Annotated in this window: 9 protein-coding genes and 1 pseudogene; 9 read left to right on the forward strand and 1 reads right to left on the reverse strand. The window is 45.0% G+C overall.

Features of this window, described 5'->3' with window-relative positions:
• The 9 genes and pseudogenes from ACMJ0U_RS03645 to ACMJ0U_RS03685 all read left to right on the forward strand — a co-directional run.
• Window positions 1-439, forward strand: a pseudogene (locus ACMJ0U_RS03645) (TonB-dependent receptor); the annotation flags it as partial.
• 26 nt (window positions 440-465) lie between these two features.
• Entirely contained in the window at window positions 466-1,854 is a 1,389-nt protein-coding gene (locus ACMJ0U_RS03650) for a RagB/SusD family nutrient uptake outer membrane protein (RefSeq protein WP_417128245.1), read from the forward strand.
• Between the two features lie 83 nt (window positions 1,855-1,937).
• Window positions 1,938-3,194, forward strand: coding sequence for a GTPase HflX (gene hflX / locus ACMJ0U_RS03655; RefSeq protein ID WP_007557823.1), 1,257 nt, complete (start codon window positions 1,938-1,940; stop codon window positions 3,192-3,194).
• 11 nt (window positions 3,195-3,205) lie between these two features.
• Entirely contained in the window at window positions 3,206-5,197 is a 1,992-nt protein-coding gene (locus ACMJ0U_RS03660; RefSeq protein ID WP_417128247.1) for a DUF4954 family protein, read from the forward strand.
• A gap of 98 nt (window positions 5,198-5,295) precedes the next feature.
• Entirely contained in the window at window positions 5,296-6,762 is a 1,467-nt protein-coding gene (locus tag ACMJ0U_RS03665) for a TlpA family protein disulfide reductase (protein WP_417128248.1), read from the forward strand.
• A gap of 99 nt (window positions 6,763-6,861) precedes the next feature.
• Window positions 6,862-8,505 (forward strand): fumarate hydratase, encoded by a 1,644-nt coding sequence (locus tag ACMJ0U_RS03670; RefSeq protein WP_007557817.1) that lies wholly within the window; start codon window positions 6,862-6,864, stop codon window positions 8,503-8,505.
• Between the two features lie 152 nt (window positions 8,506-8,657).
• Complete coding sequence (locus ACMJ0U_RS03675) at window positions 8,658-9,629, forward strand: bile acid:sodium symporter (protein WP_417128250.1); 972 nt, start codon at window positions 8,658-8,660, stop codon at window positions 9,627-9,629.
• A gap of 75 nt (window positions 9,630-9,704) precedes the next feature.
• Window positions 9,705-11,639, forward strand: a complete 1,935-nt coding sequence (locus ACMJ0U_RS03680) for an ABC-F family ATP-binding cassette domain-containing protein (protein WP_417128251.1) — start codon at window positions 9,705-9,707, stop codon at window positions 11,637-11,639.
• A gap of 27 nt (window positions 11,640-11,666) precedes the next feature.
• The gene (locus ACMJ0U_RS03685; protein WP_417128252.1) at window positions 11,667-13,706 is read left to right on the forward strand and encodes a M13 family metallopeptidase; all 2,040 of its coding nucleotides are present in this window, start codon (window positions 11,667-11,669) and stop codon (window positions 13,704-13,706) included.
• Window positions 13,707-13,796: 90 nt separating this feature from the next.
• On the opposite strand, the gene ACMJ0U_RS03690 is transcribed toward ACMJ0U_RS03685, so the two are convergent.
• Window positions 13,797-15,137 (reverse strand): NAD(P)/FAD-dependent oxidoreductase, encoded by a 1,341-nt coding sequence (locus ACMJ0U_RS03690; RefSeq protein WP_417128253.1) that lies wholly within the window; start codon window positions 15,135-15,137, stop codon window positions 13,797-13,799.
• Window positions 15,138-15,943: the final 806 nt, after the last annotated feature.

Here is a 15,943-nt window from a genome sequence, read left to right on the forward strand (position 1 = left end):
AGGTGGAAACTATATTTATAATGGTACGAAGGCGACGGTAAGTGACATGCGTTACTGGAATAACTCGAAGGAGGTACTTCAGAATTACTGGACTCCGGAAAGAAAGAATGCCATGTTCCCGAAACCAGTGTATGGCGATAATTATTCAAACGGTTCGGCCATGCCTATCAGCGAGTGGGTGGAAAAAGGTGATTATTTGCGTTTGAAGAATATTTCACTGGGTTATACCTTCAATACGAAGAACTGGGCGAGCGCTATCGGCATCAGCAAGTTGCGCGTATATGCACAGGTGCAGAACTTGTTCGTAATTACGGGCTATTCGGGTATGGATCCGGAGGTGATGTCGAATACGACCAATGCTACTCTGGCTCCGGGTACGGATAAAAATACCTTGCCACAGGCACGTACCTACACATTTGGTGTGAACTTGGCGTGTTAATTGTTGAATTTTAAAAGCAGATTCGAATGAAAAAATATATTGTATATGCTATATTGATGGCTGGAACTACGTTGAGTAGTTGCAGCAGTAGTTTCTTGGATCAGGAACCGCCTTTATACATTGAGCCGGGAGATATTTATAATGATGCAAATCGTTTGGAAGCAGCTGTATTAGGCTTGTACGGTTCGATAAAAAATGATGCGTCGGATTCCTTCATGGGAGGAAAAACCTATTTGGTGTTTGATAACCGTGGAGAAGATATTGTAAATTCTGACCCGAACTTGATTACGCTGGCCAATACTTATAAGTTTAATGTGGGCAAAACAGATGCAGAAAATACGGTGACCTGGAGCATGGCATACGCAGCCATTAACCGTGTCAATATTTTCTTGGATGAATTGGAAGGCGCTAAAGCTGTTGCTGGAGAAAAATATGAGCAGTACAAAGCAGAAGCAAAGTTTGTGCGTGCATTTGCTTATTATTATTTGAATAATCTATATGCTACACCATACGTAATTAATCCGGATGCGAAATCTGTGCCTTTACGTTTAACTCCGGAAAAAGATGGAGAACATAATGCTCTGAAACGTGCAACAGTAAAGGAGGTTTACGAGCAGATTCTTTTGGACTTGGAAAATATCAGTGCTTTGCCGGTAAAAACAACAGCGGATGAATCGGCTGTGACTCGTGCTACGCAGGCTGCTGCCAATATGTTGAAAATGCGTGTATATATGTCAATGAACAACTGGACAGAGGCGGTAAAAGCAGGTAAGCTGGTGACGGGATACGTACTGACTCCCAAGTTTGGAGATATGTTCAAGGCACCTTATTATACGGATGAAACCATATTCTCTTTGCCTATGAAGGAAACAAATCGTCCGAATACCCAGCAAGGATTGGCAGAATATTATTACGCTAAGAATACAATTCTGTGGGTAGACGTGGAAAACGGTATCATGGGCAAGCCGAATTACAATTCAGCTGATGATGCTCGTGTGCAGATGAAAAATGAAAAGAATCAGCTGCTGAAGTTTACGGATGCTGCACAGAAACTGGATTGGGCACCGATTTTCCGTTATGCGGAAACATTGTTGAACTTGGCCGAGTGTTATGTAAATTTGGGTGGAACTGAAAATGAAAAGCTTGCCAGAGAATGTTTGAAACAGGTGAGATTCCGTTCATTACCGGAGACAAGCAATCAGCTGGATATTGATCATTTGTCTGGTGAAGATTTGAAGATGGCGGTTTACAACGAGCGTCGTCTGGAGTTTATTGGTGAGGCGATGCGAGGCATTGATGTGTTGCGTCGTGGGGCAAACTTTGAACGGAAAACACAGATTACTCCGCAAAGTAGCGGATATGTCTGGCCAATTCCACAAAGCGAAGAATTGATGAATCCGGATTTGAATAAATAAGAAAGAAATAAAAGAGCGTATCTGTAAAGAGATGCGCTCTTTTTGCTTATATTTGTGCCGTATAGAAATTAGATTTACACTGAATGAAAGAATTTGTAATATCAGAAGCACAGACTGAAAAAGCTGTGCTGGTGGGTTTGATAACCCAGACTCAGAATGAACGTAAGACCAATGAATATTTGGATGAGCTGGCTTTCCTCGCTGAGACGGCTGGGGCAGAGGTAGTAAAACGTTTTACACAGAAACTGGATACGCCGAACTCGGTGACTTATGTAGGTAAAGGTAAGTTGCAAGAGGTGAAAGAATACCTGGAGTTGCAGAATGAGAGCGAGGAGACGGAAATCGGGATGGTGATTTTCGATGATGAACTTTCGGCCAAGCAAATCCGTAACATTGAGAATGAACTGAAAGTGAAGATTCTGGACCGTACTTCACTGATTCTGGATATTTTTGCGATGCGTGCGCAGACTGCCAATGCCAAGACGCAGGTGGAACTGGCACAGTATAAGTACATGCTTCCGCGTTTGCAGCGTTTATGGACGCACTTGGAACGTCAGGGTGGTGGTTCCGGTGCCGGTGGTGGTAAAGGTTCTGTAGGTTTGCGTGGTCCGGGTGAAACTCAGTTGGAAATGGACCGCCGTATCATCTTGAACCGTATGGCTTTGCTGAAGCAGCGTTTGGCTGAAATTGATACGCAGAAGTCTACTCAGCGCAAGAACCGTGGACGCATGATTCGTGTGGCCCTGGTGGGATATACCAACGTGGGTAAATCGACCTTGATGAACCTGCTGGCCAAGAGTGAGGTCTTTGCGGAAAACAAATTGTTTGCTACGCTCGATACTACCGTACGTAAAGTCATTATCGAAAATTTACCTTTCTTGCTTTCGGATACGGTAGGGTTTATCCGGAAATTACCGACTGACTTGGTCGATTCGTTTAAGTCTACGCTGGACGAGGTGCGTGAGGCGGATTTGCTGGTACACGTAGTTGATATTTCACATCCCGATTTTGAAGAGCAGATTCAGGTGGTAGAGAAAACAATTGCCGATTTGGGTGCAGGTGGAAAGCCGAGTATGATTGTATTTAATAAGGTAGATGCCTATACGTATGTGGAAAAGGCAGAAGATGACTTGACGCCGAAGACGAAAGAAAATATTACGCTGGAGGAACTGATGCATACTTGGATGGCGAAACTGAATGATAATTGTATCTTCATTTCCGCACGTGAAAAGACTAATATTGATCAGTTCCGTGAATTATTATATAAAAAGGTAAAGGAACTGCATGTGCAGAAGTATCCTTACAATGATTTTTTATATCAGACATATGACGAAGAATAACAACAAAAAATATGACACAACACTATCGTTTACTGACAAGAGAAGAAATCGCACGATTGGAGGCACAGCATTGTATTGCTTCCGACTGGAGTGGAGTTGAAGTAGCTGATAATTTTCGCACAGATTATATTTATCACACCCGTTTCTCTGGAAAAGTGCGACTGGGCGTTTTTGAAAAGGAGTTTACTCTGGCTGGTGGAATGGCTAAGCATTCTGGTGTGTATTATGCTACTTTACACAATGTAACGGTGGGTGACAATTGTTACATTGAGAATGTAAAGAATTATATAGCTAACTATGAGATAGGGCATGATACGTTTATCGAGAATGTAGACATCATTTTGGTAGATTGCCATAGCCGTTTTGGAAATGGAGTGGAAGTTTCAGTTCTGAATGAAACCGGTGGACGTGAGGTAATTATTCATGACCGTCTTTCTGCTCATCAGGCTTATATTATGGCACTTTACCGCCATCGTCCGGTGCTTATCGACAAAATGCGAAAGATTATTGAGTCTTATGCAGAGTCACATGCGTCAGATACAGGGACTATCGGGAGTCATGTAATGATAGTGAATGCCGGTTACATCAAGAATGTACGGATTGGGGATTATTGCCAGATTGAAGGTGCCGGCCGTTTGAAGAATGGAAGTATCAACAGTAATGAGTACGCACCGGTGCATATTGGGTACGGAGTGATTTGTGATGATTTTATCATCTCAAGTGGCTCATACGTAGAAGATGGTACGATGCTTACACGTTGTTTCGTGGGGCAGGCTTGTCATTTGGGGCATACCTATTCGGCTTCTGATTCATTGTTCTTCAGTAACTGTCAGGAGGAAAATGGAGAGGCTTGTGCCATTTTTGCCGGACCCTTTACCGTAACGCACCATAAGTCTACATTACTCATTGCCGGCATGTTCTCGTTCATGAATGCAGGTTCAGGCTCTAACCAGAGCAACCATATGTATAAGTTGGGGCCGATTCATCAGGGGGCATTGGAACGAGGTGCTAAGACCGCTTCTGATTCTTATATCTTGTGGCCAGCCCGTATTGGTGCCTTCTCACTGGTGATGGGGCGTCATGTCACTCATCCGGATACTTCGAATCTGCCTTTTTCTTATTTGATAGAGGAAAAGAATACAACTTATCTGGTGCCGGGTGTCAATTTGCGGAGTGTAGGTACAATCCGCGATGCGCAGAAGTGGCCTAAACGTGACCAGCGGAAAGATCCGAACCGTTTGGACCAGATTAATTATAATTTGTTGAGTCCGTACACCATTCAGAAGATGATGGCAGGGCGACAGATTTTGAAGGAATTGGCTCGTGTGTCGGGGGAAACTTCCGAGATTTACTCTTATCAAAGTGCGAAGATTAAGAATTCGGCACTGAACAAGGGAATCAAGTTTTATGAGACTGCCATCCATAAATTCTTGGGAAACTCTGTCATCAAGCGTCTGGAAGACATTCATTTTGCTTCAGATGAAGAAATTCGTGCTCGTCTGGTTCCGGATACGCCGATTGGAACTGGAGAATGGGTGGATATTTCCGGGTTGATTGCTCCGAAGAGTGAGATAGAACGCCTGATGGAAGATATTGAGTGCGACCGTTTGAACAGTGTGGATGAGATACACGACCGTTTTGCAGAGATGCACGCCAATTATTATACGTATGAATGGATGTGGGCCTATGAAAAAATGCTTGATTTCTATGGCTTGCGGGCTGATACGATTACAGCGGCAGACATCGTAGCTATCGTACGCCAGTGGCAGGAGGCTGTAGTGGGACTGGATAAAATGGTGTATGAAGATGCCAAGAAAGAATTTTCGTTGACTTCCATGACCGGATTCGGGGCAGATGGAAGCAGTGAGGAGAAGGTGCGCGACTTTGAAGAAGTGCGTGGCGTGTTCGAAAGCAATCCGTTTGTGACTGCGGTACTGGAACATATAAAGGTTAAAACGGAGCTTGGAAACGAACTGATAGAACGTGTAAAGAATCTATTGTAAAATGGGAGGTACTGCGTATGGAAAGAATATGCAGATATATATGTTTGCTTTGCGTTTGCTTCATGGCTTTGCAGGTGCAGGCCAATAGAAGAAAGGTGATGGAATATCCAGGTTTCGTATTGTCGAATACGGCGGAGATAGAATTCAAACGGATTATCCAGACCAGTGAACAGACTCAGGTTGATGCGGTGATGTATGGTAAGCCGGGAACCCCGGTCGTCATTTCTTCAAAAGCGGCATTGAAATGGGCTGATGGAGGTATTGCACAGCTTCGTGAGGCAGAACGTATTTCCATTGATGGAGTGACTGAGCCGGAAGTAATTGAAGAGAATGGGACTTTGGAAGTAACTCTTTCTTTTTCACCGATTCCTTCGGATGTGCATGAAGTGGATTTTATAGAGCCGGAGGTGGGATGGGGCATCTTTGGTATTCAGTTGAGTAGGGAAGAACCTTATGTGTATGTGCCTAATTATCTCACGACAGATAAGCCGGAACGGAGCAATGAAATTCCAGAGCCTGGATTGTCGGTAGGAAAGGCCATAGTAAACGGTTATATTCTAGGGTATGATCCGAGAATGTCATTGTTTACGGAACTGGAATATGAAGACGGCCTTTTTCCTAAGGAGTGGAAGCAAAGCATTAAAGTCCGTCAGGATGGCTCGTTTCATCTGGAAGCAGAGTTGTTGCAACCAACTTTGACAGCATTGCGGTTGAACGAAGCGGTTTTGAAGCTGTTTCTTGTCCCTGACGAAGAGGTGACGGTATACATCAATCTTCCTCGCCTGAGCATGTCCGCTTCCCGTTTGTTGGGTAGGCGTTACGAGAAAAAACAGAAGGCCTGGTTTGATGGAGCTGCTGAGACCATTAACCGGGAGCTGGCCGGTTCCCCTTCTTCTGCTGCACTGAATGCCTATCGTGCCGTTGAAAAAGGCTTGATGGAGAGTCCGGAGGTCGCTTCTAGGTTACAGTCTGACTATGAGCAGGTGATGCCCATCTGTAGTCGGCTTACAGCTTCCTCTTCTCTGTCTTCAGATGACCGGAAAGTACTGAGAATGGTGAATTTTCCAGAAATTCGTATGTATGTGGAAGCCGTGGCAGAAGCACTTCAGCAGAATGCCGAACGGATGGAGTCAGTGAAAGAAGCAGTGATTGCTTCGCTGGATGCGCAGGTAGAAGGGGCAGATATTCTTCCTAAGATTATTGCTCCTCATAAAGGGCGTGCCATTTTGATAGACTTCTGGGCTACGTGGTGCGGTCCTTGTAAAAAAAGTATGCAGTCTATGGTACCGCTGAAGAAGAATCTGTCATCAAAAGACATTGTATATATTTATCTGACGGGGCCTTCTTCTCCGGAAAATATCTGGAAATCAAACTTGTCTAAAATGACTGGGGTACACTATCGGCTTACCGAGTCACAATGGAAATATCTGTGTAGTTCTTATGGCATTACGGGGATTCCGGCTTATTTGATTATCAGCCATGACGGTAAATTGCAGGGACGTTATGTGGGATTTCCGGGAGTAGATGTATTGCAGAAGGGCTTGATTCGTGCAATAGAAGAGTAGGAATAATTACAGATAACTTTTTGTAGGAATTAAGGAAAAATTTCGATAATACTTTGTAACTTTGTGTCCACTAATAACTCACAATTAATTTAATGTATTATGGCAACACCCGAATTCAAGTATCAGCCGATGTTTGAACATGGCAAGGATACAACTGAATACTATTTGCTTACAAAAGACTATGTGTCTGTAAGCGAGTTTGAAGGAAAACCCATCCTGAAAATCGAAAAAGAAGGTTTGACTGCGATGGCCAATGCGGCTTTCCGCGATGTTTCTTTCATGTTGCGCCGCTCTCACAACGAACAGGTGGCAAAGATTCTGACTGACCCGGAAGCAAGCGATAACGACAAGTATGTAGCTTTGACTTTCTTGCGCAATGCAGAAGTAGCTGCCAAAGGCGTACTTCCTTTCTGTCAGGATACCGGTACAGCAATTATCCACGGTGAAAAAGGACAGCAGGTTTGGACTGGCTACTGTGATGAAGAAGCGCTTTCTCTGGGTGTGTACAAAACTTATACGGAAGAGAATCTTCGTTATTCTCAGAATGCGCCGCTTACTATGTACGAAGAAGTGAACACTCGCTGCAACCTGCCGGCTCAGATTGATATCGAAGCTACTCAGGGTATGGAGTATGAATTCCTCTGTGTAACAAAGGGTGGTGGTTCTGCTAACAAGACTTACTTGTATCAGGAAACAAAAGCCATCCTGAATCCGGCTACTTTGGTTCCGTTCCTGGTTGAAAAGATGAAGACTTTGGGAACTGCAGCTTGTCCTCCTTATCACATTGCATTTGTAATTGGTGGTACATCAGCTGAAAAGAACCTGTTGACTGTGAAATTGGCTTCAACTCGTTTCTATGATAATTTGCCCACTACAGGTAATGAATACGGACGTGCATTCCGCGATGTAGAACTGGAAAAACAAGTATTGGAAGAAGCTCACCGCATTGGTTTGGGGGCTCAGTTCGGTGGTAAGTATTATGCACACGATGTACGTATCATTCGTTTGCCGCGTCACGGTGCTTCTTGTCCGGTAGGCTTGGGCGTATCTTGCTCTGCTGACCGTAACATCCGTTGTAAAATCAACAAAGATGGTATTTGGATTGAAAAACTGGATTCAAATCCGGGTGAACTGATTCCGGAAGAATTGCGTCAGGCAGGTGAAGGCAATGCTGTGAAGATTGATTTGAACCGTCCGATGCCGGAAATTCTGGCTGAACTGGATAAATATCCGGTAGCTACTCGTCTGTCTTTGAACGGTACCATCATCGTAGGTCGTGACATTGCACATGCCAAACTGAAAGAACGTCTGGATCGTGGTGAAGACCTGCCTCAGTATATCAAGGATCATCCTATTTATTATGCGGGTCCGGCTAAGACTCCGCAGGGTATGGCTTGTGGTTCTATGGGCCCGACTACTGCCGGCCGTATGGACCCGTACGTAGACTTGTTCCAGAGTCACGGTGGTTCTATGATTATGCTGGCTAAAGGTAACCGTAGCCAGGCTGTAACAGATGCCTGCAAGAAACACGGTGGTTTCTATTTGGGTTCTATCGGTGGTCCGGCTGCCATCTTGGCTCAGAACAATATCAAGAGCATTGAATGTGTAGAATATCCGGAACTGGGTATGGAAGCTATCTGGAAGATTGAAGTAGAAGACTTCCCGGCATTCATCCTGGTAGACAACAAGGGTAATGATTTCTTCAAACAAATCAAACCTCGTTGCACTGGCAACTGTAAGTAATTGACACATCTGATATGCTTCTTCCTGTAAAAGGTAAGAGGTATAAGACCATACAAAGGATTTGCAAACCGTAGCCTGTAGATGGCCGGATTTGCAAATCCTTTTTCTTTCACTCTGCACTGGCAGGTTTGTTTCACCATAGTGGATTAACAATGAATATTCTACGTTTTTGTAAAAATTGGACGTTGCCCATAGCCATGGAAATGGGAGTCATTCTGTACTTTGTGTATGTCAATATCCCTTTTCTGGCACCTACCAAGCCCTTTGTGGCTCATGCCATCGATATTATACAGCCGGTATTGATTTTCCTGATGCTTTTTCTTACCTTCTGTAAAATCAATGTACACGATTTGAAGTTGTGTGCCTGGCATTGGCGTTTGCTGCTGATTCAAGGAGTAAGTTTCTTGCTTTTGGGATTGCTCCTGGTGATTTTCCCAGATTTCCCGGCCCGTATATTGGTGGAAGGAGCCATGATTTGCTTGATTTGTCCTACAGCAACAGCGGCTGCGGTGGTTACACGCAAGTTAGGAGGAGATGCAGCCCATCTGACCACCTATACCATTTTAGTCAATTTGCTGGCAGCTATTTTGGTGCCGCTGGTACTTCCGTTAGTTCACCCGCATCCGGAACTGAATTTTGGCAGTTCGTTTGCGCTGATTTTAGGTAAGGTGTTCCCCTTATTGCTTTGTCCGTTCTTGGCAGCCATTTTACTGAAGGCTTTGCTTCCAAAGGTTCATGCCAAGTTAGGACAGTATCATGAACTTTCTTTTTATCTGTGGGCTGTGGCGTTGACATTGGCTATTGGGGTAACGGTGAAGAGTATTGTACACAGCGACGTGTCTTTCTGGTATCAGGCCGGATTGGGAGGCGTTTCTTTGGTTTGCTGTGCTCTGCAGTTCTATTTCGGGAAAAAGATAGGACGTTGTTACGATGATTCCATCAGCTCCGGACAGGCTTTGGGGCAGAAAAATACGGTATTTGCCATCTGGATGGGTTACACTTTCTTCACTCCTGTGACGGCCGTTGCGGCAGGATTCTACAGTGTGTGGCATAATGTAGTCAATTCCTGCCAGTTGTATTTGCAGCGTAAATCGGAGGGAGAGTCCGACGCTTTGAAAAATTAACAGCTTGTCTGTCACTGCTGTGGCCGGAAAATTGTAACTTTGCCGCCACTTTGTAACGTAGAAGAATAAAGTCGCATGATTTCAATAGAAGGATTAAAGGTGGAGTTCGGGACTACTCCACTATTTGAAGATGTATCGTTTGTTATCAACAAAAAAGACCGTATTGCACTGGTAGGAAAGAATGGGGCCGGAAAATCGACCATGCTGAAAATCCTGGCGGGGTTGCAGCAGCCCACAGAAGGAGTAGTAGCCGTGCAACGAGGCATTACCATCGGTTATTTGCCGCAGGTCATGATATTGAGCGATACACGCACGGTTATGGCTGAGGCCGAGATGGCTTTTGAGCATATTTTTGAGATGCAGGAAAAACTGGAGAAGATGAACCAGGAACTGGCCGACCGTACGGATTATGATTCTGAAAGCTATCATGAACTGATAGAGCGGTTTACCCATGAGAACGAACGTTTCCTGATGATGGGAGGAACCAATTACCGTGCAGAGATAGAACGTACACTTACGGGATTGGGATTCAATCGTGCGGACTTTGACCGTCCTACTTCTGAATTCAGCGGGGGATGGCGTATGCGTATTGAGTTAGCGAAACTTCTGTTGCGTCGTCCCGATGTGCTGTTGCTCGACGAGCCGACCAACCACCTGGACATTGAGAGTATCCAATGGTTGGAGAATTTCCTGAAGATGAGTCCCGGTGCGGTAGTATTGGTAAGTCACGACCGGGCATTTATTAACAATGTGACTAACCGTACCATTGAGATTTCCTGCGGACGGATATACGATTATAAAGTAGCTTACGATGAATTTGTGGTGCTGCGTAAGGAACGTCGCGAACAGCAATTGCGTGCTTACGAGAATCAACAGAAAGAAATAAAAGATACGGAAGACTTTATTGAACGTTTCCGTTACAAGGCTACGAAGGCCGTACAGGTGCAAAGCCGCATCAAGCAGCTGGAGAAAATCGTACCTATTGAGATTGACGAAGAAGATACTTCTACACTTCGCCTGAAGTTTCCTCCTTCTATTCGTTCCGGTAACTATCCGGTGATTTGTGAGAATGTGAAGAAGGCGTATGGTGATCATGTAGTCTTTCACGATGTGAATCTGACCATCCACCGCGGGGAAAAGGTTGCTTTTGTCGGAAAGAACGGTGAAGGTAAGTCTACGCTGGTGAAGTGCATTATGGATGAAATTCCGTATGAAGGGAAGTTGACCATCGGACATAACGTACAGATTGGCTATTTTGCCCAGAACCAGGCACAGCTGCTCGATGAAAACGTGACTGTCTTTGATACTATCGACCGTGTGGCAAAAGGAGACATTCGTCTAAAGATTAGAGACATCTTAGGTGCCTTCATGTTTGGAGGAGAGGCTTCTGAAAAGAAAGTAAAGGTGCTTTCAGGAGGTGAACGCAGTCGTCTGGCTATGATTAAGCTGCTGCTGGAGCCAGTGAACTTCCTGATTCTGGACGAGCCGACCAATCACCTTGATATGCGTTCGAAGGATGTGCTGAAGGAAGCCGTGAAAGAGTTCGACGGTACGGTCATCGTGGTATCTCACGACCGTGAGTTTCTTGACGGACTGGTGACCAAAGTATACGAATTTGGTGGCGGACTGGTGAAGGAACATATCGGCGGTATCTATGACTTCCTGCAAAAGAAGAAAATGGAGAACCTGAACGAACTTCAGTTGTCTCAATCTCCGCAGACTGCTTCGCCCAAGAAAGAAGAGCCGGCAGAGAGCGAGAGCAAACTTTCGTACGAAGCACAGAAGGAATTGAACAAGAAAATCCGCAAGCTGGAGAAGCAGGTGGCCGACTGCGAGGCAAAGATTGGGACTCTGGAAGAACATGTGTCACAATTGGAGGAACAAATGGCCACTCCCGAAGGTGCTTCTGATATGAAGTTGTACGAGCAGCACCAACAACTGAAAAAGCAGATTGCAGAGGCAGAAGAGGAATGGACACTGCTTTTGTCAGAACTGGAAGAGATGAAATAAGAGAGACTTAATAAAAACAACACATTTATGAACAAGAAAAATTATGTAGCCGTAGCTACGTTGGCTGTTGCTATGCTGACAAGCTGCGCCGGACAGAAGGAAGCGAAAAGCACTTCTGGCATTGATTTGGCAAACATGGATACCACTGTGTCTGCCGGTACGGACTTTTTCCGTTACGCATGTGGAGGATGGAATGATGCTCATCCGCTGACTGCTGAATATTCTCGTTACGGCACGTTTGATGAACTGTTTGAAAACAGCCAGAAACAGTTGCGTGAACTGATTGAAGGACTGGCCGCACAGAAAAACAATCAGGCTGGTTCAGCCGCACAGAAAATCGGTGACTTGTATAACATGGCGATGGACAGCGTAACCTTGAACAAGCAGGGGGCGGAACCAGTGAAGGCCATGCTTGACAAGATTGCTGGCATGAAAGACAAGAGTGAAATCGTGCCGATGATGACTGAAATGGCTCATATCGGTATCGGTACCTATTTCCACAGCTATGTATATGCTGACCCGAAGAATAGTTCGCTCAACATCTTCCAGATGGGACAAGGTGGTATCAACTTGGGTGAAAAGGAATATTACCTGGATACCGACAGCATCACTCAGAACATTCGTGAACAGTATAAACTTTACATCGGCAAGTTGTTCCAGTTGGCTGGTTTCTCTGAGGCAGATGCACAGCAGAAAGTGGCCGATGTCATGGAAATCGAGACAGCCATTGCCAAAGTTTCACGTAGTGCAACAGAACTTCGCGATCCGGAAGCTAACTACCACAAAATGTCTTTCGATGAATTAAAGAAGAACATTGCCGGAATCGACTGGGATGCCTATATGAAAGGTTTGGGTATTCAGGCTCCGGCTGAATTGAACGTAGAGCAGGTAGAACCGATTCAGGAAGTAGCTCGCCTGATGAATACGCTTCCGTTGTCTAAGCATGTGTCTTATCTGGAATACAACCTGCTGGATGCGGCAGCTTCTTGCCTGAGCGATGACTTTGTAGCTGCCCGTTTCGATTTCTATGGCAAGGTATTGTCAGGTCGCCAGGTAAATCAGCCGCGCTGGAAACGTGCTGTAAACTCAGTGAACGGTATGCTGGGTGAGCTGGTAGGCGAGATGTATGTGGAAAAATACTTCCCGGCTGCTGCTAAAGAACGTATGGTGAAGTTGGTGAAGAACCTGCAGACTGCCCTGGGTGAACGCATTGACGCACAAGATTGGATGAGCGACAGCACCAAAATCAAGGCTCATGAAAAACTGGCCACTTTCCATGTGAAAGTAGGTTATCCAGACAAGTGGAAAGACTATTCTAAACTGGAAATCAAGAACGATTCTTACTGGGCGAACGTATGTCGTGCTTCAGAATGGGGATTCAATGATATGTACAGCCGTTTAGGTAAGCCGGTCGATAAAGACGAATGGCTGATGACTCCGCAGACAGTCAATGCATACTATAATCCGTCGACTAATGAAATCTGCTTCCCGGCTGCTATTCTTCAGCCACCGTTCTTTAACATGGAAGCCGATGATGCGGCAAACTACGGTGCCATTGGTGTAGTAATCGGTCACGAAATGACCCACGGATTTGATGACCAGGGTCGCCAGTTTGATAAAGACGGAAACTTGACCGACTGGTGGGCTCCGGGCGATGCCGACCGTTTCAAGGTACGTGCTCAGGTGATGATTGACTTCTTCAACAAGATTGAAGTGTTGCCGGGTTTGCATGCCAATGGTGAATTGACTCTGGGTGAAAATCTAGCCGACCATGGAGGACTGAAAGTGGCTTATCTGGCTTTCCAGAACGCTACTAAGGATGCTCCGCTCGGAGTTGTGGACGGCTTCACTCCAGAACAGCGTTTCTTCCTGGCTTATGCTACTTTGTGGGCTGGTAACATCCGTGATGAGCAGATTCGTGTGTATACTAAGTCAGACCCTCACTCATTGGGCAGATGGCGTGTAAACGGTGCGTTGCCACATATTCAGGCTTGGTATGATGCCTTCCACATCACACCGTCTGATCCGTTGTACGTAGCTCCTGAAAATCGTGTGAATGTATGGTAATCAGTTGACTCCTGTGATATAAAAGTAAGTGGGACATATCCGTTGTTGAAGGTGACGGATATGTCCCACGTCTTTTGTAGTTAGCTTAAATTATTCTGGAGTCTTTTCTCCCCAGTGTACTTTACTTTCTCGTTCTTCCCGTTCCCTGACTTCTTTCGCTTTTTGTGCGTAGATGATAAGTCGTAAGGACTGGTCGTAAGTGAAATAGCTCCATATCCAATTCAGCAATACATTCATTTTGTTGCGGACACCCAGGATAGAGCGCAAATGAACCACTAGCCATAGTATCCAGGCGAACCACCCTTGCGTTTTGACTGTGTTAAATTCGGCAACAGCCTTGTTTCTGCCTATGGTGGCCATGGTGCCCAGATTTTTATAATGGAACGGGCGCATTTCTTTTTTCCTCTCCAGTCTTTTCAAGTTTTCGGCCAGTAGCTTTCCCTGTTGAATGGCTACTTGAGCCAGTTGCGGATGTCCCTCCGGATAGTGTTTATCGGCTGTCATCAGGCATTGGTCGCCGATGCAGAAAATATTTTCCATACCCTTTATCCGGTTGTAGGCATCCACCAGGATACGGCCTCCCCGCCCGATAGCTTCCTGAGGAAGGTTGGCAATCTCATTGGCACGTACACCGCTGACCCATATAAACGTTCGTGTAGGTATTTCCATACCATCTTCCAGTATCACTTTGTGTTCCAGAAAATCCGTCACACGTTTGTTGAGGTAAATGTTTACCCCCATTCGGCGGAGAAACTTTTCTGCCTCCCGGGACGATTCGGCCGACATACCGGAAAGCAGACGGCTGCCTGCTTCAATTAGAAAAATATGCAGGTTGCTGGGGTCTATCTCCGGATAGTCTTTCGGTAATACATACCGTTTCATTTCGGCAATGGCACCGGCTATTTCTACTCCGGTTGCTCCTCCTCCCACAATGACTACATTCAGCAGTTCCCGTCGTTCCTGGCTGGTGGCACACGTAATACTTCGTTCCAGGTTGCTGAGCAGGGCGTTTCTTAGTCCCATTGCTTCCGACAAGGTTTTCATGGGCATGGCGGCTTCTTCTATCCGTTTGTTCCCAAAGAAGTTGGATGTGGTACCAGCTGCCAGAATCAGGTAGTCATATTCAATTTTTCCGATAGAGGTTTGCAGAACCTTCTTGTCTGGATACAACTGCCTTGCTTCGGCCAGCCGGAAATAAATATCCTTGTAGCTGTGGAATAATTTCCGGAAAGGGAAAGAAATGGAGCTGGGCTCCAGTCCCGAAGAAGCTACTTGATAGATGAGCGGAGGAAACTGATGATGATTATTCTTGTCAATGAGGACAACTTGGAAACCGGACTGGTGCAGCTTATTAGCCAATTGTAGTCCTCCAAATCCTCCACCTACGATGACTACTCTTTTCTGGCTTGTTTTTGTAATATTGAAACTCATGATGTTACTAGTTAATTGATGGTTTGTGTATAAAGCTTTCTATCCCCACTCTTTGTAGTATGTGTGGTGATAAAGTTTATAAAATCGTACTGTGTAACAGAGTTTACTAAATAAGAATGTGCCGGATGATGTAAGTGTAACGTTTTTTCTGTCGCCTGTGTTCGAGGGTATGGCCTTGTTTATGCAGTGTGGCAGAGACTTCTGTCCGGTTCCGGGCAGCATACATGATTGCCTTAGCAAGTTGCTGCGTGTTTTCGCGGATAGAGAATTGTATATGCTGTAAATACCGTTGACAAGACTGCTTGAAAAGTACATGGACTCCGTGTGTGCAATCGGTCGGTAGCATGCAGTTAGCATGGAAAGAGTATGAAATGAGTTGTGACTTATACTCCTCGGTTGGCAAGACTTTTTCAGAAACCGTGTGCGTCACATCCCGGGATTCTTCTTTGTCCGTCATTTGTATGGCAAAAAGAGTGAGTATGAATAATATCAATGTAATCAATATTCTCATTTCAATGATTCTATTTGCTTATATAACAAGCCGGGACTAGATTTGTTCAATGTGCAAACGTTTAGGCTATACACGAGGTAGAGTTTTTGCATCGGTGGTAAGTTGCATAGTCTCCTTTTCCTTTGGATATTTTTTCTGATACTTTCTTCCAAACACCTTGAAAAATTCTCTGTTTCATAGTGTGGAATTTGTATTTCACAATGTGAAACAGAAAATTAATAGAAAAGTTTGGGAGAATGAATAAGGCAAATTTGTAGTCTGTAAGAAAAGAATTCACAGTTTCCGGTGATGTATA

Source organism: Phocaeicola sp., from assembly GCF_048170425.1.
Taxonomy (GTDB): domain Bacteria; phylum Bacteroidota; class Bacteroidia; order Bacteroidales; family Bacteroidaceae; genus Phocaeicola.

Bases quoted from the DNA above. Each gene is read 5' to 3' on its own strand.
- ACMJ0U_RS03650 (WP_417128245.1), top strand. From the start codon at position 466: ATGAAAAAATATATTGTATATGCTATATTGATGGCTGGAACTACGTTG.
- hflX (WP_007557823.1), top strand. From the start codon at position 1,938: ATGAAAGAATTTGTAATATCAGAAGCACAGACTGAAAAAGCTGTGCTG.
- ACMJ0U_RS03660 (WP_417128247.1), top strand. From the start codon at position 3,206: ATGACACAACACTATCGTTTACTGACAAGAGAAGAAATCGCACGATTG.
- ACMJ0U_RS03665 (WP_417128248.1), top strand. From the start codon at position 5,296: ATGGAATATCCAGGTTTCGTATTGTCGAATACGGCGGAGATAGAATTC.
- ACMJ0U_RS03670 (WP_007557817.1), top strand. From the start codon at position 6,862: ATGGCAACACCCGAATTCAAGTATCAGCCGATGTTTGAACATGGCAAG.
- ACMJ0U_RS03675 (WP_417128250.1), top strand. From the start codon at position 8,658: ATGAATATTCTACGTTTTTGTAAAAATTGGACGTTGCCCATAGCCATG.
- ACMJ0U_RS03680 (WP_417128251.1), top strand. From the start codon at position 9,705: ATGATTTCAATAGAAGGATTAAAGGTGGAGTTCGGGACTACTCCACTA.
- ACMJ0U_RS03685 (WP_417128252.1), top strand. From the start codon at position 11,667: ATGAACAAGAAAAATTATGTAGCCGTAGCTACGTTGGCTGTTGCTATG.
- ACMJ0U_RS03690 (WP_417128253.1), bottom strand. From the start codon at position 15,137: ATGAGTTTCAATATTACAAAAACAAGCCAGAAAAGAGTAGTCATCGTA.